This window comes from Butyrivibrio sp. WCD2001 (assembly GCF_000424485.1).
Taxonomy (GTDB): domain Bacteria; phylum Bacillota; class Clostridia; order Lachnospirales; family Lachnospiraceae; genus Butyrivibrio.
The window spans coordinates 328,394-355,223 of sequence record NZ_AUJZ01000001.1 but is presented as its reverse complement, the minus strand read 5'-3'; the positions used below and the strand labels follow the sequence as shown (position 1 = coordinate 355,223).

Here is a 26,830-nt window from a genome sequence, read left to right as displayed (position 1 = left end):
CTTCTATTTTTTGCTTAATTAGTTTATAATCTGTTATATGCGATTTTAATGGAGGTGCAGTATGAAGTCTACTTCAATGAACACTCATATGGGAAGTATTGCAATTGATAATGAAGTAATTGCTCAGTACGCAGGCGCTGTTGCCAATGAATGCTTTGGTATTGTCGGCATGGCTAATGTAAATGTGGCTGAGGGACTTGTCAGTCTTCTGAAGAAAGATAACATCAAGAGAGGAATTAATGTTACTGTCGGAGCCAACAGAAAGCTTACACTTGATTTTCATGTAATCATAGCTTATGGCGTAAGCATTTCCGCTGTAACCGATAACCTTATAGATAATGTTAAGTACAAGGTTGAGGAATTCACCGGCCTTGAAATTGAGAAGATAAACATCTTCGTCGAAGGCGTTCGTGTCATCGATTAAGGTCAAGGAGGGTAGAATTTTGGCTAACACTATTAAAGCGTCTGATGTAAAGAAAATGTTTCTTGCAGGCGCAAGTAATTTGAATGCAAAAAAAGAGTGGATAAACGAGCTTAACGTTTTCCCTGTTCCTGATGGAGATACAGGAACAAATATGACAATGACTATCATGTCTGCTGCAAAGGATGTAAAGAACCTTCCAGAAGATGTTGATATGGGAAGCCTTTGCAAAAGTATTTATTCCGGCGCTATGCGCGGAGCCAGAGGTAACTCCGGCGTTATCCTTTCACAGCTTCTTCGTGGTTTTACAAAGGGTGTCCGTGATTATGATGAACTGGATGCTTCAATAATTGCAACCGCTTTTGATAAAGCAGTTGAGACTGCATATAAAGCAGTAATGAAGCCTAAAGAAGGAACAATTCTTACCGTTGCAAAGGGTGCTGCGGAAAAGGCTATGGAGTTATCAAAGGAAGGCGCTGAAGATCTTGAGCCTTTCTTTGAAGAAATCATAAAGTACGGCGACGAAGTATTAAATAAAACTCCTGAGATGCTTCCTGTTCTTAAGCAGGCCGGCGTAGTTGATTCCGGCGGACAGGGTCTTATGCAGGTTCTTAAGGGAGCTCTTGATGCATATCTCGGAAAAGAGATTGATTACACAATAGATGAAGCAGCAGCAACACCGGTAGCATCAAAAGCTCAGGCAACAGCCGAAGTAGATATTAAATTTGGATATTGTACAGAATTTATAGTCCTTTTAAGTAAACCTTTAAATGTTAAGCAGGAAATAGATTTTAAGGCATTTCTGGAATCAATTGGCGATAGTATTGTTATGGTTGCCGATGATGAAATCTGCAAAGTTCATGTTCACAGTAATGATCCCGGACTTGCTATTCAGCGTGCTCTTATGTATGGCCAGTTATCAAACATGAAAATTGATAACATGAGAATGGAGCACCGTGAAAAGCTTTTCCACGAGACACAGAACGGAGTATATGCGGAAATAGATACTGAGATTAATGGAGCCGCTGAGTCAACTCCAACTTATAACAGAGATGATGATATTCCGCTGAAAGACCAGACTCCTGTTTCTGAAAAGAAAGCTGAGCTTGAGTTTGTTAATTCAGAGCACAAGGATATCGGATTTGTTGCAGTATGTGCAGGCGATGGTCTTGCAGAGATATTCAGAGGTCTTGGCGTTGATTATGTAATTGAAGGCGGACAGACTATGAATCCCAGTACAGAGGACATTCTCGATGCTGCATCCAGAGTCAATGCCGATACTGTATTTGTATTACCCAACAATAAGAACATAATACTCGCCGCTAATCAGGCAAAGATTATGATGGAAGATAAGGGTGACAATAAGAAAATTGTTGTTATTCCCACTAAGACTGTACCCCAGGGTATCACTGCTGCTATCAACTTCATGCCCGGAACATCTGTAGAAGAGAATGAAGAGGGCATGAAAGAAGCTATTTCAACAGTAAAAACCGGTGAGGTTACATATGCTGTTCGCGATACGATGATAGATGATGTCACAATCAAACAGGGTGACTACATGGGAATCGGCGACAACGGAATTCTTGGAGTCGGTTCTGATATTGAAGATGTTACAGCGATGATGATCGATAAGATTGTAGATGACTCTACCGAACTTATCAGCCTGTATTATGGTTCTGACATCAAGGAAGAAGAAGCATCTGCTCTAAGCGATAGAATCAGTGCTAAATTCTCAGGCTGTGATGTTGAAGTTCAGTATGGTGGTCAGCCTATTTACTATTACATTGTGAGTGCGGAGTAATAAGATGGTAAATAAAAATCCATCCTTAATTGAACATGTATCTTCTTTAAAGGGCGTTGGCGATAAAAGCAGCGCCCTTTTTGAAAAGTGCGGAATAAAGACTGTAGAAGACCTTCTTTCATATTTTCCGAGAGATTACGATATCTGCGAAGAAATAAAAAATGTTTCAGACTTAGCTTCAGGAGAGATTAGTGCAGTCAGACTTACCGCTGTAGGTAATATTGCTGTTAAGAAAGTCCGAAATTTAAGCATTCTTACATTCAAAGCAGGGGATGTTACAGGCACATTACAAATCACGTATTTTAATATGCCTTTTATGAGGAACAATATCAAACCGGGAAAATATTATGTTTTCCGAGGTCTTGTTCAAAAAAAAGGTAATTCATTTGTTATGGAACAGCCCAAAATGTTCAAAACAGAGGACTATCTTGAAATTATGGGTTCTATGCAACCCAGATATCCGCTTGTCAAAGGGCTTTCCAATCAGCTTGTAATAAAAGCCGTAAAGCAGGCAATTCCTTCAACTCCGTATTTGGAAGAGATGCTACCTTCATATATAAGAAGACAATTAGGGCTTATGGACTACTCAGAGGCAGTAAGGAAAATACATTTTCCTGCAAATATGGAAGAATTTTCTACTGCAAGAAGACGTATAGCATTTAATGAAATACTGGAATTTATTCTCAGACTGCGTTTTCTCAAAAGATATGAAGAACAGTCAATAAATGATTATGATTATAAATTAAGTATACAGTCAGATTCATTAATTGACAGGCTTCCTTACAAGCTTACCGGAAAGCAGCTCGAAATATGGGCTGATATAAAAAGTGATCTGACCGGCAAAAATGTTATGAACAGACTGATACAGGGCGACGTTGGATCCGGAAAGACCATTCTTGCATTTTTATCGCTTCTTTTTACTGCCGAAAATGGCTATCAGGGTGCAATTATGGCACCCACAGAAGTTCTTGCCAGGCAACATTATGAAGGTTTCATAGAGATGAAAGAGCGGTATAATCTTCCCATTACACCTATTCTGCTTGTAGGTTCACTTTCTGTAAAGGAAAAAAGGATAGCACAGGAAGGTATCGAGAACGGTGATTATAATCTGATTATCGGTACCAATGCGCTTATACAGGAGAAGGTAAATTATAATAATCTTTCTCTTGTTATTACTGATGAACAGCATAGATTTGGCGTCCAGCAAAGAGAAAGACTCTCTGAAAAAGGAAAAAATGTGCATATTCTTGCGATGAGTGCAACGCCTATTCCCAGAACGCTTGCAATTATTCTTTACGGAGACCTTCATATTTCTATACTGGATGAAATGCCAAAAGGAAGAATTCCTATTAAGAATTGTGTCGTTGGCACTGAGTATAGACCCACTGCTTATAAATTTATTGCGGATCAGGTCAAAAAGGGACATCAGGCATATGTAATATGTCCGATGATTGAAGAGGGCGAAACGGATGGGCTTGAAAATGTATCTGATTATACAGAAAAGCTTAGAGATTCCATGCCGTCTGATATTAGAATACGTACGCTTCACGGTAAACAAAAACCGTCCGAAAAAGAAAGCATTATGGAAGAGTTTGCAAGAGGTGAAATAGATATTCTTGTATCCACAACAGTCATTGAAGTCGGCATTAATGTTCCGAATGCAACTGTGATGATGATAGAAAACTCTGAACGTTTCGGTCTTGCACAGCTACATCAGCTTCGCGGAAGAGTTGGAAGAGGAAAGGACCAGTCATACTGTATTTTTATAAATACTTCCGGTCGCGAAGAAGCTAAACAAAGGCTTGATATAATGAATCATTCCAACGATGGTTTTGTCATAGCTGAAGAGGATTTAAAACAAAGAGGCCCGGGTGACTTATTCGGAATAAGACAAAGCGGAGAAATGTCATTTCACGTTGCTGATATTTATCAGGATGCTGCACTTATTAGGGAAGCAGCAGCACTTGCCGACAGGCTGCTTTCAGAAGATCCGGATTTTATCATGGAAGAAAACAGCCCATTAAAGCAGTGGCTTATATCGAATTCATTTGACTTTACGGCATTATAAAAGTAAAATTTAGTAGAGTATGTGTTCGAATAATACAATATATTGTATATTTTCTCGGAGGATAACATGTCAAAAGTAGCAATCATAACAGATACAAATAGCGGAATTATGCCTGCAGATGGTGAAGCACTTGGAATAAAAGTAATTCCTACTCCTTTTATGATTGATGGTGTTGAGTATTTAGAAGGAATTAATCTTACTCAGGAGGATTTCTTCAAAAAGCTTGCAGATGGAGCCGATGTATCAACCAGTCAGCCCAGCCCCGGCGCTCTTCTTGAGCTATGGGATGCAATGCTTAAAGAATATGATGAGATTGTATATATACCTCTCAGCAGCGGCCTGAGCAGTTCATGTCAGACAGCAATTATGCTTGCATCCGATGATTATGAGGGCAAAGTATTTGTTGTCAATAATCAGAGAATCTCAGTAACAATGAGGCAGTCTGTTCTCGATGCAATAGAGCTTAGAGATAAAGGAATGAACGGCAAGGAAATAAAGGACAAGCTCGAAGAGGTTAAATTTGAGTCAAGTATTTATATTATGCTTGATACATTGTACTACCTTAAAAAGGGCGGAAGAATAACACCTGCCGCAGCAGCTCTTGGTACTTTGTTAAAACTCAAACCGGTTTTGCAGATCCAGGGCGAAAAACTTGATGCCTTTGCTAAAGCAAGAACCGCAACTCAAGGTAAGAATATTATGATTAATGCCATGCTCTCGGATTTTGAGAACAGATTTGGTGGAATTGATGCGCATGATGTTCACTTAAGCGGCGCCTACTCATATGATCTTGAAAAGGCAAACGAATTTAAAGGTGAGGTTGAAGCTGCTTTCCCAGGATATGAGATGCATATGGATCCGCTATCACTCGTGGTTTCCTGTCATATCGGGCCCGGAGCCTTGGCAATTGCTGCATCAAGAAAAATACATGTATAAAAAGTAAGAAAAAAGTTTTGTAAGGTTGGGAAGTTTTATGTCAGTAAATAATAACTATGATGCTTCAAGCATTACAGTTTTGGAGGGTCTCGAAGCCGTTAGAATGAGACCCGGTATGTATATAGGAAGTGTTTCAACAAGGGGACTCAATCATCTTGTCTACGAAATAGTGGATAATGCTGTGGATGAGCATCTTGCAGGATATTGCTCACAGATAACAGTGACACTCAATCCTGACGGAAGTGCTACGGTAGAAGATAATGGTCGTGGAATCCCTGTTGGTATGCATGCCAAGGGAATTACTGCAGAACGTGTTGTACTGACTATGCTCCATGCAGGTGGTAAGTTTGATAACGCTGCATACAAGACCAGTGGTGGACTTCACGGTGTAGGTTCTTCTGTTGTTAACGCTTTATCTACCTGGCTAAAGGTTCAGGTTAAAACCGATGGTCAGATATATGAAGACGCTTATGAGAGAGGCGTTCCCACTGTCAAACTTAAGGATGGACTTCTTGAGCCTGTCGGTAAAACAAGAGAACATGGTACAACCATATCATTTTTACCCGATCCTACAATTTTCGAAAAAACCAGATTCAGAGAAGAAGATATAAAATCCAGACTTCATGAGACCGCTTATCTTAATCCGAATCTAACTATTATTTATATTGATGACAGACCGGGTACAGAGGAGTATATAGAATTCCATGAGCCTGAAGGCATTACCGGTTTTATCAGAGATATGAATAAGTCCAAGGAAGCAGTTACAGATGTAATCTTCTATAGCGGAGAGAGCGACGGAGTCTCAGTTGATGTGGCTTTTCAGTATGTCAACGAATTCCATGAAAACATTCTTGGCTTTTGTAATAACATTTATAATGCCGAAGGTGGAACACACCTCACCGGCTTTAAAACCATGTTTACAAATATTATCAATCAATACGCCAGAGAGATTGGTTCTCTTAAAGAAAAAGATGCCAACTTTAACGGTACTGATGTGCGAAACGGTATGACTGCTGTTGTCAGTATCAAGCATCCGGACCCAAGATTTGAGGGCCAGACAAAGACCAAGCTTGATAATCAGGATGCGGCCAAGATTGTTTCGCAGATTACCGGTGATGAAGTTACAAGATTTTTTGACAGAAATATTGAAGTATTAAAATCTATTATCGGTTGTGCCGAAAAGGCAGCAAAGATCAGAAAAACCGAAGAAAAAGCCAAGACGAATCTTTTAACAAAACAGAAATATTCATTTGATTCCAACGGAAAGCTGGCTAACTGCATTAGTAAGGATGCTTCAAAGTGTGAGATTTTCATCGTCGAGGGAGATTCTGCGGGCGGCAGCGCCAAGATGGCAAGAAACCGTGAATTTCAGGCTATCCTTCCTATCAGAGGTAAGATTCTTAATGTTGAAAAGGCAAGTATTGATAAGGTGCTCGCCAATGCTGAGATCAAGACTATGATCAATGCGTTCGGATGTGGTTTTTCAGAAGGCTACGGCAATGACTTTGATATTTCAAAGCTTCGCTATGACAAGATAGTTATCATGGCCGATGCCGATGTCGATGGTTCTCATATTGCGACGCTTTTGCTTACTCTGTTCTACAGATTCATGCCTGAGCTTATTTTCGAGGGGCATGTTTATATTGCTATGCCGCCTCTTTACAAGGCTATCCCGAGCAGAGGAAAAGAGGAATACCTCTATGATGATTCTGCTCTTGAAAAATACAGAAAAAATCACAAGGGGTCTTTTACACTTCAGAGATATAAGGGTCTTGGAGAGATGGATCCCGAACAGCTTTGGGAGACAACACTCGATCCCGAGAATCGTATGATGAGACTCGTTGAGATTGAGGATGCCAAGATGGCATCACATATGACAGAGCTTCTTATGGGTAATGAAGTTCCGCCAAGAAGAGATTTTATTCATCAGCACGCAACCGATGCTGAGCTTGATATTTAAATAATTGCCTTCTGCGTTAAAAAGCACAGATAAGGTGTCAGCTAAGCTGACGGATGAGGTATAAATGGAAGAAAGATTAATTCGCTCCGAATACTCGGAGATAATGCAAAAATCTTATATTGATTATGCTATGAGTGTTATCGTGGCAAGAGCGCTTCCTGATATCAGGGATGGTCTTAAGCCTGTTCAGAGAAGAACTCTTTACGATATGTATGAGCTTGGAATCAGATATGACAGACCATATCGTAAGAGCGCACGTATTGTCGGCGATACCATGGGTAAATATCATCCTCACGGTGACAGTTCTATTTACGATTCGCTCGTTGTGATGACTCAGGATTTCAAGAAGGCTGTTCCGCTTGTTGACGGTCATGGTAACTTTGGCAATATCGAGGGAGACGGTGCCGCTGCCATGCGTTATACAGAGGCGAGACTTGCCCAGATTACTCAGGAAAATTTCCTGGCTGATCTTGATAAGGATGTTGTTGACTTTGTCCCCAACTTTGACGAGACCGAGAGAGAACCTTCGGTTTTGCCTGTAAAAATACCGAATTTCCTTATTAACGGATCTGAAGGTATAGCTGTTGGTATGGCTACAAGCACACCTCCTCATAATATCGGAGAGGTTATTGATGCTGAGATTGCTTATATGCAAAATCCGGAGTTATCCGCCAAGCAGCTCATGAAATATATAAAAGGACCCGATTTCCCTACAGGCGGCATTGTCACAAACAAGGACGAACTTCGCGCTATTTATGAGACCGGTCAGGGCAAGATAAGAGTAAGAGGTAAGGTCGAAGTTGAAAAAGGAAAAGCAGGACATATAAATCTTGTAGTTACTGAGATTCCTTACACCATGATTGGTGCCGGAATAGGTAAATTTCTTTCTGACGTGGCTGAGCTTGCTGAGAAGAAAATAACCAATGACATTATCGATATATCCAACCAGTCTTCTAAGGAAGGTATCAGAATTGTAATTGAGCTTAAGAAAGATACAGATGTTGAGAACTTCAAGAATCTTCTCTATAAGAAGACAAAACTTGAGGATACATTCGGCGTAAATATGCTTGCTATCTGTGATGGAAGACCCGAGACTATGAGTCTTTCATCAATAATGAGATCAGTTGTCGATTTTCAGTTTGAGACAGCAAGAAGAAAATATACAACACTTCTTAAGAAGGAACAGGATAAGAAAGAGATCCAGGAAGGTCTCATCAAAGCCTGCAACGTAATTGATATTGTAATTGAAATTTTAAGAGGTTCCAAGGACAGACCTATGGCTAAGGACTGTCTTGTAAACGGTAATACCGAGGGAATCAGATTTAAGAGTGAGGCTTCAAGAGCTATGGCTGCACAGCTTCTTTTCACAGAGAGACAGGCTGATGCCATTCTTGAGATGAGGCTATATAAATTAATCGGTCTCGAACTTGAAGCTCTTGTTAAGGAGCACGAAGACACAATCGCCAAGATATATCGCTATGAGGATATTCTTGAAGATCACGAGTCCATGTCACTTGTAATTCAGAATGAACTCTCAGAAATCAAGAAGAAATACAATGTGAAGAGACGCACTGTTGTTGATAACGTTGAAGATGCTGTTTACGAAGAGAAGCCCATTGAGGAGATTGATGTTGCATTCCTTATGGACCGTTTCGGATATGCCAAGACAATTGATGTAACAACTTATGAGAAGAATCTTGAGACTATCAAGAATGACTTTAAATATTCGTTTGTAATGAAGAACACCGGAAAGGTCTGCGTCTTTACTGCAAACGGAACGCTTCATACCATAAAGGCAATGGATCTTCCTGCGGGAAGGATGCGTGACAAGGGTGTTCCTATTGATAATGTCAGTGATTTCGACACGACAAGTGATCAGATTATATATGTAGCAAGCCAAAGCAGCCTTAACCTTTACAGGATAATGTTTGTTACAAAGCAGGCTAATATGAAGATTGTCGACGGCGGAGAATTTGATGTATCCAGAAGATCCGTTGCAGCCACAAAGCTTGCGGAAGATGATGAAGTTGTCAGTGTTCATGAACTTCACGAAATCAGTACTGTTGTGCTACAATCAGAAAACGGCTTCTTCCTGAGATTCAATGTTACAGATGTCCCTGAGAAGAAAAAAGGTGCCGTGGGCGTTCGCGGTATGAGACTTGGAGCAAAAGACCTTGTAAGAGATGTTTATTATTTAAGGGAAACGGATGATCTTTCAATAGAGCATAACGGAAAAGCCTTAGCTCTTGATCATCTAAAAATCACAAGCAGAGATACAAAGGGTACAAAGGTGAGATTATGAGAGTAATAGCAGGTGAAGCAAGAAGGCTAAAACTGGTAACTCCCGAGGGGAATGATACCAGGCCTACGCAGGACCGTATAAAAGAGACTCTTTTTAATATGCTTCAAAATGATGTGCCGGGTGCTATTTTTATAGATGTTTTCGCCGGCAGCGGCGGTATTGGAATTGAAGCTTTATCAAGAGGCGCCAAAAGAGCGTATTTTATAGAGAATAATATCAAGGCAATTAAGTGTATCAATCAGAATCTGCAGACAACTCATTTTGAGGACAGAGCTACTGTATTAAAGTCTGATGTTCTGGTCGGCTTAAAAAATGTCAACGAAAAGGAAGCTCATATAATATTTGTGGATCCGCCTTATGAGTCGGGACTATATGAGAGAACCTTTGAGTTACTTGGAAGATTACCTTATGTCACAGAATATACCATGCTCATAGCTGAATGTAGTCTTGATATGGATTTATCAGTTTTTGAAGAAAATGGTTTTGAAATCATAAAAGAAAAGAGATATAAGACAAATCAGCATGTTTTCATGAAAAAGGCTTAATGCCACGCGAAAACATATGATTATATATTTTCTGTGAGAGGGGTACACAGAAAGGAAAAGAGAGTAAGTGAGAAAAGAAATTTGGGGAAAAAGTGTTTTAGCGCTTGTACTAAGTGCTGCCTTGTTTGCAGAAGGCGTAGCGCCTTTAAGCGTAAAAGCGGAAGAAGTTAACTCCGCTGAATTTCTGCAGACAATTGAAGAGACTGAAGATGTAAATCTCTTATCTGTTTCAGACGGTAATGCTGAGGAAGAAGTACCTGCCGAAACTGAATCAGAAGAAACCACAAAAGAACCGGAGAAAACTGAAGAGGCAATTGATACTCCCGCTTCAGAAGAATCTGTTCCTGCAGAAAATGAATCCAATGAAAATCCGGATGTATCAGAAAACGAAGAAATTACTGAAGCTGAAACTGAAGAAGATCTGAATAATTCAGCTGATGCCGTTTCAGATGGCAATGCTGCAAATGAAGCAGCTGTTTCGGATGGAAATGCGCAGGCTCCCGGGCCTTTTGATTTTGAAAAAGAGATTGATGGCTATATAATTAAGCTTCATGCAGAAGAGGGGATTGTTCCTGAGGGTACAACAGTTGACATCAAAAAGGTAAAAAAGGTTGGCGGCCAGAAGGTAGATGATCTTGTAAATGATGTACTTCCTGCTGAATCCGTAGTTTACGATTCCGCATCATTTGATATAACACTTTTAAAGGATGGTCAGGAGTTTGAGCCTGATGGAAATGTTTCTGTAGAAATAACATTAAATGATAAGCTTTCTGATGCTAATTCAGAGAACGAAAGTACTTCCGTTCAGGTGTTCCATATCGAGGATGATGCCACTACAACAGAGGTTCCTGCTGATGTAACAGAGAATGCCACAGATGTTTACGGTGATGGCGAAGAAACAGTTGTATCTTATGATGCCGAAAGTTTCTCAGTTTATGACGTAGCTGTAGTACTTAATTTCGAGACAACAGCGGCAACAGCAGAAGTAAATCCCGTTTATGAAAACAGAATTGCCGTTAGCCAGAATGAACTTAACACGCTTGCGTCACAGCTTGACTCAACCGTAAATGTTAAATCACTTCTTTCATCAGGCGGAAAATGCACTTCAATTCAGGAGATGGCAGAGGTTGCAAGAGAGGCAATTAAAGCAAGACAGACTTCTGTAATGATTAATTTCAAATTGCCGGATCTGTATAACGAGACCACTATATTAAATCCTATGCTTCCCATTATTTGGGAACACACCGGTGTTCCTAATGAAGGCGATTATGTTAGATGGGCATTCCATCAAATTGCAAGACAGTCTTCCATTGCTTATGCCGACAATTACACATACGGTAGTATACAGCTTATGTTCGTATATAATCATGATGCTGCGCAGGAAGTACTTACAACTCAGAAGATTGATCAAATAATTAAGAATAATGGATTAAATAAGGGTACTGATTACCAGAAAATTTATAATACATATAGATATATAACCACGCACATATCTTATGATTATGAAACTATATCAAATCCAAACAAGTTTATTGGCTACTCATGTTATTCTGCAGCTTGCTTAAATAATACGGTATGTGAAGGGTATTCTCTTCTTTTCTACAGAATTATGCTTTCAGTTGGAATTGATTCAAGATTAGTTGCAGGTCTTGCAGAGGAAGGTGATCAGAATTCGGGTCATGGTTGGAATATAGTACAACTTGGCAATATATATTATTATGTTGATGGCACCTGGGACGCATATGATCCCAGACCCGGCCACAATACACCTGCAAAAACCGATAACTTCTTAAAAGGAAGTCGTGTCGATTATAATAAAAAAGTAGCTTTTGACAGCATTTATCACATTAGGTATCCGGAATATGCAACAGCTGATTTCTACAGAGTTTATCCTGTAAGCAGTACTGATTATAACGGTTCCGAAGGCAGTTTTGTTAAACCCACAAGCGTTGCTATAAGTCAGGCCAATGCTATAATTGCGGTTGGTTCACCATTACAGCTTAGTGCAACCTGTCTCCCCGCAAATTCCAAGCAGGGTATCAGATGGAATTCTTCTGATACGACAGTTGCCACTGTTAGTGATAACGGTCTTGTAATGGGTATAAGGAACGGTGAATGCGAAATCTTCGCAACCTCTGCATATGGCGGAAAAAAGGCTCGTTGCCGACTCATAGTTACAGACGGAAGAGTAAAAGGTCTTGATGTATCCGCAAAAAAAATCACCGTTTATGCCGGATCAAAAGCATCAATCGGCACAGCTGTATTCCCTGAATGGGCCTTTAATAAGAGCATAAAGTTCAAGTCAAGCAATAAGAAAATTGCGACAGTCAATAAATACGGTATTATTACAGGTAAGAAACCAGGTAAATGCTTTATTACATGTAAGACACGTGATGGCGGAATTTCAAGGAAAGTTACTGTCATTGTAAAAAAAGCTAAACGTGTAAGATCCGTAAAACTTACCAAGAAGAAATTAAAACTTACAGTGGGTAGTACTTATACTCTCGGAGTTAAGTTCAACCCCAAAAAGGCAACAAATAAGAATGTGACCTGGAAGAGCTCTAAACCCGGTGTTGTTTCAGTAGATGCTTATGGCAATCTTGTAGCATTAAGTCCAGGAAAAGCCAAGATTACTGTTAAATCCGAGGATGGAAATCACAAGGCAACCTGTATTGTAAAAGTTAGATAAAAAAGAGGATTTGTAATGAAAGTAGCTGTTTATCCCGGAAGCTTTGATCCGATAACATTAGGACATCTTGATATTATCAAAAGAGCTTCTGCCATGTTTGATAAGCTGGTCGTTGTGGTAAGCGTGAACACAGCTAAGAGTCCGTTGTTTTCAGTAGATGAACGTGTTAAGATGATTAAGGAAGCAGTTAAGGATCTTGATAATGTTGAGATTGACTGTCATGAAGGTCTTATCATCGATTATTGCAAGCAAAACAATATAAGGATTCTTTTACGAGGTCTCAGAGCTATCACCGATTTTGAATATGAACTCCAGATTGCTCAGACCAATAAAGCATTTTCACAAAATGAAGTTGATACTGTTTTCCTGACAACAAGCCTTGAATACGCATATTTAAGCAGTTCAACTGTTCGTGAATTCGCAAGCTTTCATGGGGATATAAGCCGCTGTGTAACAGAGTATGTCGCACAAATGGTTTATAAGAAATATGGGTATGATAAACAGCAAATTGGGGGGTAAAGACTATGAGCAGTAGAATTGAACAATGTATTGATGAAATTGAAACATTCATTGACAACTGCAAGTATCAGCCGCTGTCACATACTAACATTGTAGTAAACAAAGAAGAGATTGATGAACTTCTAAGAGAGCTTCGCAGTAAAACACCCGAAGAAATCAGAAGATATCAGACTATTATCAGCAATAAAGAAGCTATTCTTGAGGATGCCAGGAAAAAGGCAAAAGACCTGATTGACAGAGCCACAGAGCAGACTCATGCAATGATAAATGAACATGATATCATGCAGCAGGCTTATGCACAGGCTAATGAGGTAATTGCCCATGCTGCAAAGCAAGCTGAGGAGATTCTTACAAGATCCACAAATGAAGCCAATCAGATGAAGGCTGCAGCAGTAAGTTATACAGATAACCTGCTTGCAGAGGTTGAAGTAATAGTAAATAAAGCAATTGAAACCACTAATGCAAGTACAACTTCTTTCTTAAAAGATCTTACTTCATATAGTGAAACAATTAAATCAAACAGAGCGGATCTTGTTCCGCCAAGTGTCAATCCTTCTAACGTAAAAGAGAAACCCAAGCCGGCTTCAAATTTTACAGAAATAACTCCAGAAGTTATGCTTGACGATGGCTCTGATTTGAATCTTGATTTATTGTAATAATAATTTTATAGCTGCCGGTGAGTAAATCATGCGGCAGCTTTTCTTTTAGGATATATTATGAGATTAGATAAGTTTTTGGGATCCTGCGGTATCGGAAGTAGGAAACAACTTAAAGAATATATAAAAAACGGTATGGTATGCGTTGATGGTAATGTTATAACAAAACCTGAGTTTAGCGTTGATCCTACCATAAATGAAATCATATTTTCGAGCGAAAGTCTCACTTCCGATTATAAAGAATTCAGATATTATCTGCTTAATAAGCCGCAAGGCGTTGTTTCTGCAACAAAAGACAATCATGACAAGACTGTTCTTGATCTCATTGATATTGGTTTTGACAATAATTTGGCTCCTGTCGGAAGGCTTGATAAAGATACTGAAGGACTTCTGATAATAACAAATGATGGAAAGCTTGCTCACAGGCTTCTTTCTCCCAAAAAGCATGTTGAAAAGGAATATGAAGTCCATACTGCAAGAGTGATATCAGATTTTGATCTTAAGAAGCTTGAGGAAGGCGTTGATATAGGTGATGATGAACCTACCCTTCCTGCAAAAGCATTTATTGAAGATGTAAATGGTGAAGCAGTTTTGCACCTTATCATCCATGAGGGGAGATTCCATCAGGTTAAGCGTATGCTTGAAGCCATAGGAAATGAAGTTACTTTCCTAAAAAGGATAAGGATGGGGGGACTTGTTCTTGATCCGACTCTTGCTCCGGGAGAATACCGAGAGCTTACGGATGAAGAGCTTGATCTATTAAAATAACTGATATTCAGAGGTTGTCATGAAAAAAGTAGCAAAAGGAAATTTTGGATATATTGAATATAATCGTAAGTTTGCAACTATAAGAACCATTATTGCACTTGCAATTTGTCTGATTATATTTTTCACAGGTCTTTTTATCTATAAATCAAATAAGAGTGCATTTAGTATAATTGCTGCACTTGGATGCCTGCCCACAGGACTTAGTGCTGTCAATCTTATAATGTACATGAAAGCGCATCCTTGCAGCAAGGCTGCGTATGACATAATTGAAACTCACAGAGGCGGGCTTCTCATCAGATATGATCTTGAGATGACTAGTTACGATGAAAACTATAGTATTGCAGCTGCAACAGTTCTTGATAAGAATGTAATCTGCTATACGGAAAATAAAGCCCTTGATACCTCAAACTGCGAGAAACACATTAGAAACCAGATATCACAGAGCGGTTACAGCAGTTACACAGTCAAGGTATTTAAAGATATTAATGCATTTTGTAACAGGCTGGATAATCTTGAACAGATACGGCAATCCAAGAATATCGATCCTCAGGCAATTGAAGATTCCTGGGTCCCCGGCACGGTTGAAACCTGTGCGCTTGTTTTACTTTCAATTTCGTTATAATCAGGGTGATATGAGAGAAATTAAAATAGATAAGAATTCAACAGGTAAGAGATTGGATAAATTTCTTGGGAGTTATTTTACTGAATGCTCCATGGGATTTTTATTTAAGATGCTTAGAAAAAAGAATATTACTCTTAACGGAAAAAAAGCAAGCGGAAAGGAAGCTCTTAAAGAAGGAGATGTTATATCCGTATTTTTTTCCGATGAAACATTCTACAAATTCGCAAATAGGCATGTGAATGCTTTAGATTCCGGAAGTGTTGTCGATGATACCGCGGCGGTGTATGAGAGAGCCTTTGCGAAATTCGGAGACCTTGAAATTATATATGAAGATGAGAATATTCTTCTTTTAAACAAACCCTGCGGAATTTTATCTCAGAAATCTGAAGCTAAAGATTTAAGCATTAATGAATGGCTTATAGGATATCTTCTTAACCGGGGAGAAATAAGCAAGGAGAGTCTTGCGACTTTCAGGCCATCAGTATGTAATCGTCTGGATCGAAATACATCGGGGCTTCTAATATGTTCAAAATCCCTACCCGGAGCCAGAAAAATGGCCAATCTGTTAAAAGACAGAACTCTTCATAAATATTACAGGACAATTGTTATTGGAAATATTGTCTCTGATTCGCATTTATCCGGTTATCTCTTTAAGGATAGAAAAACAAATAAAGTGGTTCTTACTGATACTAAGCCCGATAATGAACAAAATGACTTATATTCACCTGTAGAGACATCCTTTAAGGTTATGGGTCATGGCGCTCTCTATATTTCAGATAAAAAAACTATACTTACAGAGCTTGAAGTATTACTTCATACGGGCAAAACACATCAGATAAGAGCACATTTATCATCGGAAGGGCATCCACTGATCGGTGATACAAAGTATGGTAATGAGCAGACCAATAAGATAATTAAATCTGAATTCGGATTAAAGTATCAGCTGCTTCATTCAAGCAGGTTGGAATTTCCGATAATGGCTGACGATTTTTCATATCTTTCGGGCAGGATATTCGAAGCTGAGCTTCCTGCTATTTACTCAAATATAAAATCCAAACTGTTTTCATAAATAATTTCGTATTTATTCTTTCGAATGGAGACAATATGGCCACATGGAATTCAAGAGGACTTCGTGGTAACACTCTGGAGGAACTGATAAATCGAACAAACGAAAAATATCAGGAAGAGGCACTCGCCCTCATCCAAAAGATTCCCACGCCTATTACACCGATAAATATTGATAAAGAAACAAGACATATTACACTTGCCTATTTTGATCAAAAAAGTACTGTCGATTATATAGGCGCAGTTCAGGGAATTCCTGTTTGCTTTGATGCAAAAGAATGTGCACAGGATACATTCACCCTGGAAAACATCCATCCCCATCAGGTTTCTTTTATGGAAAAATTTGAAGCACAGGACGGCATTGCTTTTTTTCTGATTTATTATACCGGGCGAGGGGAATTCTATTATCTTCCTTATAGAAAACTCAAATATTTTTGGGAAAGAGCCGTTGAAGGCGGACGAAAAAGCTTTCGATATGATGAGCTCGATCCGGAATATATAATTTCAGATGATACCAAAGGGTATATCCCATATCTGGATATGCTGCAAAAAGATCTTGAGCAAAGAGATTGACAAATAAATTGTATTCCTATAAACTTAAATAAATTTAATGTAGTAGCGAAGTAGCACGTTAACGCAATAAAGCGTCCGGGAGATATGTATGAATCGAAGACTTTTGCACACACCAGAGGGTGTACGTGATCTTTATGGAAAAGAATGCAGTGACAGATCTTTTGTAATAAATACTATAGGAAACCGTATGAAATCTTACGGATTTGAAACCATTGATACTCCTACTTTTGAGTTTTTTGATGTTTTTGCGGAGGAGATCAGCAGTAATAGTGAAAAAGAGCTCTATAAGTTCTTTGACCAGGATGGTAATACCATGGTACTTCGTCCGGATTTCACACCATCAGTAGCAAGATGTGTTAGTAAATATTTTTTGGAAGATGAAGAACCTGTTAGATTCTGTTACAGCGGTAAGACATTTTTAAATACTCACAGTCTGCAGGGAAAGCTGAAGGAAGTTTCCGAAATCGGCGCTGAGCTTATGAACGATGGCTCAATTTTTGCTGATGCTGAGATGATCGCATTGCTGGTGGAATCGATTTCCGCTACGGGCTTAAACGATTTTAAGGTAAGTATAGGTGATGCTGATTATTATTACGGTATCTGCGAAGAAGCCGGCATCGATTTTGATACTGAAGAAGCTATAAGAGAAAAGCTTGTAAGCAGAAATACATTTGCTGCAGATCTTATCATGGAAGAGTCCGGCATTTCAGAAAAATATCGCGAACTTATAAAAAGTGTTTCAACCTGTATAGGAAATGCAGAAGTTCTTGAAGAAGCAGGAAAGCTCGTTAATAACAAGCGTTCACAAAAAGCTATTTCTCACCTTCAAAGTTTATATCAGGTATTATGTAACTACGGTATTCAGGATTACATATCTTTTGATCTGGGTATGCTTAGTAAATTTAATTATTATACCGGTGTAATGTTTGGCGCTTATACCTACGGTGTAGGTGATGCGATAGCAAAAGGCGGTCGATATGATGATCTTCTCGATAGATTTGGAAAGAGCGCACCTTCAATCGGATTTATGATTAATCTTGATGATCTGATGAAAGCTTTATACAACCAGAAAATTCAGCTGCCTGAAGAAGATAAGCCAATAGTTATTGAATATGATGAAAACAGCTTCAAAGATTCTCTTTCTAAGGCTAAAGAGCTTAGAAAGCAAGGTACAAGGGTAATCTTAAAGGGGGCAAAATAATAATGAATAAACAGGATAGATATCTCACATTTGCCCTTGGTAAGGGAAGACTTGTCGATTCTACAATGGAGCTTTTAAAGAAATGCGGCATTGAGTGTGAAGAAATAACAGATAAAAAGACGCGAAAACTTATTTTTACAAATGAAGAGCTGAAACTTAAATTTTTCCTGGCAAAGGGTCCTGATGTTCCCACCTATGTTGAATATGGTGCTGCTGACATCGGTATAGTCGGCAAGGATACAATCATGGAAGAAAATAGAAGTGTTTATGAAGTTCTTGATCTGGGATTCGGTAAATGCAGAATGTGTGTATGCGGTCCCGAATCTGCCAGAGAACTTCTCGATCATCATGAAATGATCAAGGTTGCCAGCAAATATCCTAACATTGCGAAAGATTATTTTTATAACAGAAAAAACCAAACTGTTGACATTATTAAATTGAACGGTTCGGTTGAGCTTGGTCCTATTGTTAATCTCTCGGATGTTATAGTTGATATAGTTGAAACAGGCAGTACACTTCGTGAAAACGGTCTTACTGTTCTGGAAGAGATATGTCCGTTATCTGCAAGAGTTATTGTTAATCAGGTAAGTATGCAGATGGAATCTGAAAGAATTCATAAACTAATCAATGACATGAAGGAGAACCTGTAATGCGGATAGTAGAATTAAACAGTAAAACAAAAGGAGAGCTCCTTGAGAAGTTATTAAAAAGAAGTCCTTCTAATTACGGTGAATACGAGCAGATCGTAAATGATATAATTACAAATGTAAGAGAAAATGGTGACAAAGCTATTTTTGAATATACCTCTAAATTTGATCATTTTGATATAACAGCTGATACAATAAAAGTAACAAGGCAGGAGATTGAGGCTGCATATGAAGCTCTTGACAATGACTTTATTGATGTTATAAAGAAAAGTGCTGAAAACATTCGTGTATTTCATGAAAAGCAAAAGAGAAATACCTGGATAGATACAAAAGAAGATGGCTCAATTCTTGGTCAGAGAATCATCCCAATTGAAATATCCGGTGTTTATGTACCCGGTGGAAAAGCTGCCTATCCTTCAAGCGTACTTATGAATGTTGTACCCGCCAAGGTTGCAGGTGTAGAACGTATTATAATGTGTACACCGCCTTCAAAAGATGGAAAAATCAATCCCGGAACTCTGGTAGCTGCTGATATTGCAGGTGTTACCGAAGTGTACAAGGTTGGAGGAGCACAGGCTATTGCAGCTATGGCATTTGGTACCGAATCAGTTCCGAAAGTGGATAAAATTACTGGTCCCGGAAATATATTCGTTGCTCTTGCAAAAAAAGCCTGCTTTGGTTATGTTTCTATTGATTCTATTGCAGGTCCTTCTGAAATTCTTGTTATTGCCGATGAAACCGCAAATCCTAGATATGTTGCGGCAGACCTTTTATCACAGGCAGAGCATGATGAGATGGCCAGTGCAATTCTTGTAACTACAAGTAAGAAGCTTGCCGAAGATGTTTCAGTAGAAGTAGAGGCTTTTACACAAAAGCTTGAGAGAAGTGAGATAATTCAAAAGTCTCTTGATAATTACGGATATATTTTTGTTGCTGATAATATGACTGATGTTATTGATGCAGCAAACGCCATAGCCTCAGAGCACCTCGAAATCATTACAAAGAATCCTTTTGAGGTTATGCCGAAAATTAAACACGCAGGTGCTATTTTCCTTGGAGCGTATTCTTCAGAGCCCCTTGGTGATTATTTTGCAGGCCCTAACCATATTTTACCCACCAATCAGACAGCAAGATTTTTCTCGCCGCTTTCTGTGGATGATTTTGTAAAGAAGACAAGTATAATTGCGTATTCTGAGGATGGTCTCAGAAAGGTTCATAAGGATATTGAACTTTTTGCTAAAAATGAAGGCCTGACAGCCCATGCGAATTCAATAGCAGTTAGATTTGAGGAGGAATAAGAATGGCACGTACAGCTGAAATCGAAAGAAAAACCGCTGAAACTGACATTACATTAGAAATTGATCTTGATGGATCCGGAAAATCCGACATTAATACAGGCATCGGCTTTTTTGATCATATGCTTTCAGCTTTTGCCAGACATGGTTTATTTGATCTTTCTGTTAATGTTGTCGGCGATACTGATGTTGATGGCCACCACTCTGTGGAAGATACCGGAATTGTTCTTGGACAGGCAATCGCAAAAGCCCTCGGAAACAAGAAAGGGATCAAACGCTATGGTAGTTCTATCCTTCCTATGGATGAGGCGCTTGTTCTATCCGCAATTGATTTATGCGGAAGACCTTATTTCGAAATGGATGCCGAATTCACTGCACCAATGGTTGGAGCGTTTGACACTCAGCTTGTGAGAGAGTTCTTTTATGCAGTTTCTTATGGTGCAATGATGAATCTGCATCTCAGAGTAATAACGGGAATCAATGATCATCACAAGATAGAAGCTATGTTTAAAGCATTCGCCAGAGCTTTGGATGAAGCAACTTCCATAGATTCAAGAATAGACGGTGTTTTAAGCACAAAGGGAAGTCTTTAATACTAAACTATTTACCGGGAGAACTAATATGCTGAAAAAATTTATACCCTGCATATATTTACATAACGGAAATGCTGTTGCATCTTTGGAAAATGCAGATGTTATTTCACAGTCACCTGTTATGCTTGCAGAGAAATATGATGATGACGATTGTGATGCAATAATCATTTTTGATATGTCAGAAAGTGATGCAGAGCATGAAGAATCACTTGATATCATAAAGGAAATATGCGGTGTGGTTTCCTGCGATGTATATGGCGCAGGAAACGTTAAGCGTATGGAAGATATAAAAAAACTTCTATATGCCGGTTGCAAAAAGGCTTGTCTCAATTTTTCCAAACAGGGCAATATAGATATTTTGCAAGAGGTATCAGAGAAATTCGGCAAAGGCAAAATCTGTATATGCTATACAGAGACCGATAAAATATCAGCTTACGATGAACTCATAAAAAAATATGCTGATGAGCTGATTCTTTTGAACAGTTCTGAAATAAAGAAAACATTTGCTATTGATTTGCCAACTATATTATGCCTTCCGGATTTATCTCTTGATAAAATGATAGGACTTATGTCAGAGAAAAATGTCAGCGGTCTTTCCGGAAAAGCTATAAATGTCAATTCTTCCGAAATCAGAAATATGAAAAACATCTGCGCGGAGAATGATCTTGCGGTAAATCGTATGCTCCCGCAGTTTAAATGGGAAGATTTCAAGAAAAATTCCGATGGCATGGTTCCTGTAGTGGTTCAGGATTACAGAACAGATGCGGTTTTGATGGTTGCTTATTTTAACGAAGAATCATATAAGAAGACTCTTGAAACCGGTAAGATGACATATTTTAGCAGAAGTCGAAATGAGCTTTGGCTTAAGGGAGAAACAAGTGGTCACTTCCAATATGTTAAGAAGCTGACAGCGGATTGTGATATGGACACTATACTAGCAAAGGTAAAACAGGTTGGTGTCGCATGCCATACCGGCAGCTATTCATGCTTTTTCAACGAAATCACCGGAAAAAAATATGCAGAGAAAAATCCTCAAAAGGTGCTCGACAGTGTATTTACCGTTATAAATGACAGAAAAACCAATCCAAGAGAAGGCTCTTACACCAATTACCTCTTCGATAAAGGATTGGATAAGATACTGAAAAAGGTCGGTGAGGAAAGTACCGAAATGGTCATCGCCGCAAAAAATAAAAATTCAAATGAACTCATTTACGAAATGGCTGATTTCCTGTATCATATGATGGTACTTATGGCAGAAAAAGATATTAGCTGGGAAGAAATAACCGATGAGCTAGCAAGGCGCTAAGGCTTTTTAATATCGATTATTTGAATTATTTCTCAATTGATGTCTTTTATAAATCTTTCGAGGTGTAATTTGAACGAAAAATTAGCATTATCAGATGAAATCCTTCTTAGCATCAGTAAACCCGAGCGCTATATCGGCGGCGAGGTTAACAGTGCTGTGAAGGATTTATCTGACATAAAAATCAGATTTGCATTCTGTTTCCCTGATGTGTACGAAATAGGCATGTCACATTTGGGAATTCAGATTCTTTACGGTTTATTCAACGAATATGAAGATGTATGGTGTGAGCGGGTATTTTCTCCCTGGTCCGATATGGACAGTATCATGAGAGAAAATGACATCCCGCTTTTTGCTTTGGAATCACAGGATCCCATAAAGGGTTTTGATTTCCTTGGATTTACACTTCAATACGAGATGTGTTATACAAACATACTTCAGGTTCTTGATCTTTCAGGAGTCGCGATATATTCAAAAGACAGAACCTGGGATGATCCTATAGTTATTGGCGGTGGTCCTTGTTCATATAATCCGGAGCCTATAGCAGATTTCTTTGACCTTTTCTATATCGGTGAAGGAGAAACGAAATACAGAGAGCTTTTTGATTTATACGAAAAAGCAAAGGATGAAGGCTTATCAAGAGAGGAATTCTTATTCCAATGCTCTCAAATTAATGGCATCTATGTTCCTTCTTTATACGATATCAGCTACAAAGAAGACGGGACAATTAAAGCTATAACTCCTGTCAGAGAGGGCGTTCCTTCCGTAGTAAAAAAAGAACTATGCCTGGACCTCACAAATGCGTATTATCCAATGAAGCCTGTTATGCCTTTTATCAGAGTAACTCAGGACAGAGTAGTAATGGAGGTTATGAGAGGCTGCATCAGAGGCTGCAGATTCTGCCAGGCGGGGCAGTTATACAGGCCTCTTCGTGAAAGAGATGTAAAGAAGCTGGAAGAATACGCAATTACATTACTTAAGAATACAGGCTACGAAGAAATATCCTTAAGCTCACTCAGCACAAGTGACTACACAGGATTAAATGAGCTTTTGGAATTCCTGATTGATTACTGTAACGAGCATAAAGTCAATATATCATTGCCTTCCCTTAGAATTGATGCATTTTCTCTTGATGTAATGAGCAAGGTTCAGGATGTTAAGAAATCCTCACTTACATTTGCACCTGAGGCCGGATCTCAAAGGATGAGAAATGTAATTAATAAAGGGCTTACTGAAGAGGATATATTACGAGGAGCTCATGAAGCTTTTGTTGGCGGATGGAATAAGGTTAAGCTTTATTTCATGCTTGGCCTTCCCGGAGAGACTTCTGAAGATATTGAAGGAATAGGAGATATAGCCAATAAAATTGCTGTTGAGTATTTCGAGACAGTTCCTAAGGAGAAGAGAAACGGAAGAACAATTGAAATCGTAGCAAGTACGTCTTTCTTTGTCCCAAAGCCCTTTACTCCTTTCCAATGGGCTCCTATGAATACCAAGGAAGAATTCCTTGATAAGGCAAGTATCACCAGAAAAGGTATAATGGCTCAGCTTAACCAGAAGCATATAAAGTATAACTGGCACGAGGCTGATGCCAGCATGCTTGAAGGTATACTTGCACGCGGTGACAGAAAGCTATCGACAGTTATTTATAATGTATATAAAAGAGGCTGCATTTTTGATGCCTGGAGCGAACATTTTAAAAATGATATCTGGCTGGAAGAAATGGAAAAAGCTTCTCTTGATCCCATGTTCTATGTAAAAAGAGAGCGAACAAAGGATGAAATTCTCCCCTGGGATATGATAGATTGCGGAGTATCCAAAGAATTTTTATGGCGAGAATGGGAAACCTCCAAAAAAGGCGTTGTATCTCCGAATTGCAGACAGTCATGTATGGGATGTGGCGGTGCAAATTACGGTGTAGGTATTTGTTTTCAGCCTAAAACCGGTGTTAATTAAAGGTACTGACAAATTATGGTAAAACTACGATTAAAATTTTCAAAGCATGGTCCGATAAGGTTTCTTGGTCATCTGGATGTCATGAGATATGTCCAAAAAGCTATAAGACGTGCTGAAATAGATATTAAATACAGTGAAGGCTACAGCCCTCATCAGATTCTTTCTTTTGCACAGCCTCTTAGTGTCGGTTCCACAACCGATGGTGATTATATGGACATGACCGTACTTAGCTGTAAGTCACCAGAAGCTGTTATGGATTCTTTAAACAATGCAATGAATGAAGGCATTGTAATAACGGCTATCAGTGAACTGCCGGAGAAATCCGTAAATGCCATGACGAGTGTAGCTGCTGCTGAATATGTTATTTCATTCAGAGATGGAAAAGCTCCTGAGTTTAATCTAGAAAGTACTTTTAGAAGTTTCATGGAGCAGAATGAAATTTTAGCTACAAAGAAGACAAAAAATGGTGAGAAAGAAATAAATATCAAGCCACTGATTTATGATTATGAGATACTTCCGGGAAATCAGATACATGTCCTTGTATCTGCCGGCAGTTCAAGTAATTTAAAAGCATCTCTTTTAACCGAATCGCTGTTTTCATTTGCAAGAGAGGAGATGAAGCCGTTTGCTGCCGTTTATCACAGACTTGAAACCTACCTTTCCGGTAATGATGAAAAAGGTTACTTTATTCAGCCTATGATTCCGCAAAAAATTCCGGCTCTTTCTTTTGCTGCCACTAAGTCCTCCTCACAGGGAAAGCTTTATGTGTGAAATAATTATTACAAGATGGCACGGACATCTTTCAATGATCGGTATTCTAAATAATACAGTTCAGTCGCTGGATATTTTGGATTCCATTGACAGGACCGGCAATATATACGTCGGAAGAGTCGAGAATCTTGTATCCAATTTAAACGCTGCTTTTGTCAGGTTTGAAAACATTAAGGGAAAGCATAGTGTAGGATTTTTACCATTTAAAGCTATGCCTCCTGCACATATACTTAACAGAAATGCTGATTCATCTGCATTGAAAACCGGCGATATAGTTCTTGTCCAATTAAAAGTGGAAGAGCAAAAAACAAAGCAGGCGAGGCTATCCGGTAAAATCGACCTTGATAGTTCTACTTTTGACGGTAATATCGATGATTTGATAAAGATTGCCAAGACAAGATGTGAGTACCAGATGATATCAGGTAATACCGGCCTTGTATCTGATGAAATTAGTACATTCGTATCTGATTTTATCAAAATTATTGATGCTATTGATCCTGATGCCAATTGCGCAGAATCCTATAAAATTGTTACAGATATACGAGATATTTATGATGAACTGAGCGCTCATAATGTTGTATGTGAATATTATGATGAGGAAGAAAAAAGACTTCCTTTACAAATAAATTATAGTCTTTCCAGTAAAACAGATGATTTGTTTGGGAAGAAGGTCTGGCTGGATTCGGGAGCATTTCTGATAATAGAGCAGACTGAAACCCTTAATCTGATTGACGTCAACTCAGGAAAAGCTACAAAAAAATCCGAGGATTTCTTTTTAAAACTTAATATGGAAGCTGCTATTGAAGCTTACAGACAGATTAGGCTAAGAAATCTTTCGGGCATGATACTTATTGATTTCGTGTCAATGAAAAATGCCGACATGAATGAAAGACTTATCTCATTTATAAAGAATCTGATACAATCGGATCCAATGAATCTGACTTATATTGATTTGACAGGTCTTGGTATAATGGAGTTTACAAGACAAAAAAGAAAAAAATCTCTGAGAGAAACTATTGACATAAAAAATAAGTGATGTTATTATTTCAGAGTATGCCGCTTAACGAGGTTGAAGTGGATTAATTTTTCCCACCATAGTTAGCGAGATTTGGAAAAAGGAGGTGCCTTATGTACGCAATTATTGTTACTGGTGGTAAGCAGTACAAGGTTTCCGAGGGCGACGTTATTCGTGTTGAGAAGCTTGACGTAGAAGCCGGAAAAGAAGTTACATTTGATAATGTTATTGCTGTAAGTGATGACAAGACTCTTAAGGTTGCTGGTGATGTAGCAGGCGCTAAAGTTAGTGCAACTGTTATGGAACAGGGCAAGGGCAAGAAGGTTATCGTTTACAAGTACAAGTCTAAGACAGGTTATCACAAGAAGAACGGTCACAGACAGTGCTTCACAAGCGTAAAGATTGATAAGATTTCTCTTTAATCTTGTGTTTTTTGAGTGTTTGCAGATATGACAAATATCATTATTCGTAAAAATACGGATGGCGAGTACAAGGGCTTTAAGCTTGAAGGACATGCCGGTTCCGGTGAATATGGCAAAGATATAGTATGTGCAGCAATTTCCATGCTATCTATTAATACTGTCAATTCTCTTGAAAAATTTACAGATGATGTTTTTACCTGTGATGCTAATCCTGAGAAGGGTTACATCGAAGTGCAAGCAGAGAATGGTTTCTCTAAGGAGGGCGAATTATTGATGAAGTCCTTCGAGCTTGGAATTACAGGTGTCTACAAACAGTATGGTAATGAGTTTTTGAACATTAAATTCGAGGAGGTGTAAGTCATGTTGAATATGGACCTTCAATTTTTTGCTCATAAGAAGGGAGTCGGATCCACAAAGAATGGTCGTGATTCCGAGTCAAAGCGTCTTGGAGCAAAGAGAGCTGACGGACAATTCGTAAAGGCTGGAAATATTTTATACAGACAGCGCGGCACTCATATTCATCCCGGTGTGAACGTTGGTATCGGTAAGGATGATACTCTGTTTGCACTTATCGATGGTGTGCTTCGTTTCGAGCGCAAAGGCCGCGATAAGAAGCAGGCTAGCGTTTACGCTGTAGAGAAGTAATCAGTATCGTTTTGTATTGAGCTCCAAACATATTTTGTTTGGAGCTCTTTTTCTTAG

The 26,830-nt window shown here is 38.8% G+C and carries 25 protein-coding genes; all 25 read left to right on the top strand.

Going from position 1 to position 26,830, the window contains the following annotated elements:
- Window positions 1–61: 61 nt before the first annotated feature.
- On the top strand, window positions 62–424 hold the full coding sequence (locus tag G630_RS0101565) for an Asp23/Gls24 family envelope stress response protein (RefSeq protein ID WP_022759941.1): 363 nt from the start codon (window positions 62–64) through the stop codon (window positions 422–424).
- Window positions 425–440: 16 nt separating this feature from the next.
- Window positions 441–2,222, top strand: a complete 1,782-nt coding sequence (locus G630_RS0101560) for a DAK2 domain-containing protein (RefSeq protein WP_155831918.1) — start codon at window positions 441–443, stop codon at window positions 2,220–2,222.
- Between the two features lie 4 nt (window positions 2,223–2,226).
- On the top strand, window positions 2,227–4,290 hold the full coding sequence (gene recG, locus G630_RS0101555) for an ATP-dependent DNA helicase RecG (protein WP_022759943.1): 2,064 nt from the start codon (window positions 2,227–2,229) through the stop codon (window positions 4,288–4,290).
- A gap of 66 nt (window positions 4,291–4,356) precedes the next feature.
- Window positions 4,357–5,226, top strand: coding sequence for a DegV family protein (locus G630_RS0101550; protein WP_022759944.1), 870 nt, complete (start codon window positions 4,357–4,359; stop codon window positions 5,224–5,226).
- A gap of 37 nt (window positions 5,227–5,263) precedes the next feature.
- Window positions 5,264–7,186, top strand: coding sequence for a DNA gyrase/topoisomerase IV subunit B (locus G630_RS0101545; RefSeq protein WP_022759945.1), 1,923 nt, complete (start codon window positions 5,264–5,266; stop codon window positions 7,184–7,186).
- Between the two features lie 64 nt (window positions 7,187–7,250).
- Window positions 7,251–9,488, top strand: coding sequence for a DNA gyrase/topoisomerase IV subunit A (locus G630_RS0101540; RefSeq protein ID WP_022759946.1), 2,238 nt, complete (start codon window positions 7,251–7,253; stop codon window positions 9,486–9,488).
- Complete coding sequence (gene rsmD / locus G630_RS0101535; protein ID WP_022759947.1) at window positions 9,485–10,033, top strand: 16S rRNA (guanine(966)-N(2))-methyltransferase RsmD; 549 nt, start codon at window positions 9,485–9,487, stop codon at window positions 10,031–10,033. The genes G630_RS0101540 and rsmD overlap by 4 nt, the downstream gene beginning before the upstream one ends.
- A gap of 67 nt (window positions 10,034–10,100) precedes the next feature.
- Window positions 10,101–12,722, top strand: a complete 2,622-nt coding sequence (locus tag G630_RS23205) for an Ig-like domain-containing protein (RefSeq protein WP_026497520.1) — start codon at window positions 10,101–10,103, stop codon at window positions 12,720–12,722.
- A 15-nt stretch (window positions 12,723–12,737) separates the two neighbouring features.
- The gene (gene coaD, locus G630_RS0101525; RefSeq protein WP_022759949.1) at window positions 12,738–13,241 is read left to right on the top strand and encodes a pantetheine-phosphate adenylyltransferase; all 504 of its coding nucleotides are present in this window, start codon (window positions 12,738–12,740) and stop codon (window positions 13,239–13,241) included.
- Between the two features lie 5 nt (window positions 13,242–13,246).
- Entirely contained in the window at window positions 13,247–13,897 is a 651-nt protein-coding gene (locus G630_RS0101520) for a vacuolar family H+-ATPase subunit H (protein WP_022759950.1), read from the top strand.
- A gap of 60 nt (window positions 13,898–13,957) precedes the next feature.
- Entirely contained in the window at window positions 13,958–14,665 is a 708-nt protein-coding gene (locus tag G630_RS0101515; RefSeq protein WP_026497519.1) for a pseudouridine synthase, read from the top strand.
- Between the two features lie 19 nt (window positions 14,666–14,684).
- Window positions 14,685–15,287 (top strand): hypothetical protein, encoded by a 603-nt coding sequence (locus G630_RS0101510; protein ID WP_026497518.1) that lies wholly within the window; start codon window positions 14,685–14,687, stop codon window positions 15,285–15,287.
- Window positions 15,288–15,297: 10 nt separating this feature from the next.
- On the top strand, window positions 15,298–16,356 hold the full coding sequence (locus tag G630_RS0101505) for an RluA family pseudouridine synthase (RefSeq protein WP_026497517.1): 1,059 nt from the start codon (window positions 15,298–15,300) through the stop codon (window positions 16,354–16,356).
- Between the two features lie 35 nt (window positions 16,357–16,391).
- Window positions 16,392–16,925 (top strand): Holliday junction resolvase RecU, encoded by a 534-nt coding sequence (locus G630_RS0101500; RefSeq protein ID WP_022759954.1) that lies wholly within the window; start codon window positions 16,392–16,394, stop codon window positions 16,923–16,925.
- An 88-nt stretch (window positions 16,926–17,013) separates the two neighbouring features.
- The gene (gene hisZ / locus G630_RS0101495; RefSeq protein ID WP_026497516.1) at window positions 17,014–18,126 is read left to right on the top strand and encodes an ATP phosphoribosyltransferase regulatory subunit; all 1,113 of its coding nucleotides are present in this window, start codon (window positions 17,014–17,016) and stop codon (window positions 18,124–18,126) included.
- A gap of 2 nt (window positions 18,127–18,128) precedes the next feature.
- Window positions 18,129–18,776 carry an ATP phosphoribosyltransferase gene (hisG, locus tag G630_RS0101490; protein ID WP_026497515.1) on the top strand — a complete coding sequence of 216 codons (648 nt, stop codon included), beginning with the start codon at window positions 18,129–18,131 and terminating at the stop codon, window positions 18,774–18,776.
- On the top strand, window positions 18,776–20,071 hold the full coding sequence (gene hisD / locus G630_RS0101485; protein ID WP_026497514.1) for a histidinol dehydrogenase: 1,296 nt from the start codon (window positions 18,776–18,778) through the stop codon (window positions 20,069–20,071). The genes hisG and hisD overlap by 1 nt, the downstream gene beginning before the upstream one ends.
- Before the next feature lie 2 nt (window positions 20,072–20,073).
- Entirely contained in the window at window positions 20,074–20,661 is a 588-nt protein-coding gene (gene hisB, locus G630_RS0101480) for an imidazoleglycerol-phosphate dehydratase HisB (RefSeq protein WP_026497513.1), read from the top strand.
- Between the two features lie 28 nt (window positions 20,662–20,689).
- Window positions 20,690–21,967 carry a bifunctional phosphoribosyl-AMP cyclohydrolase/phosphoribosyl-ATP diphosphatase HisIE gene (hisIE, locus tag G630_RS24085; protein ID WP_081667752.1) on the top strand — a complete coding sequence of 426 codons (1,278 nt, stop codon included), beginning with the start codon at window positions 20,690–20,692 and terminating at the stop codon, window positions 21,965–21,967.
- Window positions 21,968–22,036: 69 nt separating this feature from the next.
- Window positions 22,037–23,920, top strand: a complete 1,884-nt coding sequence (locus G630_RS0101470) for a TIGR03960 family B12-binding radical SAM protein (protein ID WP_026497511.1) — start codon at window positions 22,037–22,039, stop codon at window positions 23,918–23,920.
- Window positions 23,921–23,935: 15 nt separating this feature from the next.
- On the top strand, window positions 23,936–24,691 hold the full coding sequence (locus tag G630_RS20265) for a TIGR03936 family radical SAM-associated protein (RefSeq protein ID WP_044958388.1): 756 nt from the start codon (window positions 23,936–23,938) through the stop codon (window positions 24,689–24,691).
- Entirely contained in the window at window positions 24,684–25,727 is a 1,044-nt protein-coding gene (locus tag G630_RS23200) for a ribonuclease E/G (protein WP_026497510.1), read from the top strand. The genes G630_RS20265 and G630_RS23200 overlap by 8 nt, the downstream gene beginning before the upstream one ends.
- A 92-nt stretch (window positions 25,728–25,819) precedes the next feature.
- Complete coding sequence (rplU, locus tag G630_RS0101455) at window positions 25,820–26,128, top strand: 50S ribosomal protein L21 (protein WP_022759963.1); 309 nt, start codon at window positions 25,820–25,822, stop codon at window positions 26,126–26,128.
- 27 nt (window positions 26,129–26,155) lie between these two features.
- On the top strand, window positions 26,156–26,485 hold the full coding sequence (locus tag G630_RS0101450; RefSeq protein WP_022759964.1) for a ribosomal-processing cysteine protease Prp: 330 nt from the start codon (window positions 26,156–26,158) through the stop codon (window positions 26,483–26,485).
- Between the two features lie 3 nt (window positions 26,486–26,488).
- Entirely contained in the window at window positions 26,489–26,773 is a 285-nt protein-coding gene (gene rpmA / locus G630_RS0101445; RefSeq protein WP_022759965.1) for a 50S ribosomal protein L27, read from the top strand.
- Window positions 26,774–26,830 lie beyond the last annotated feature (57 nt).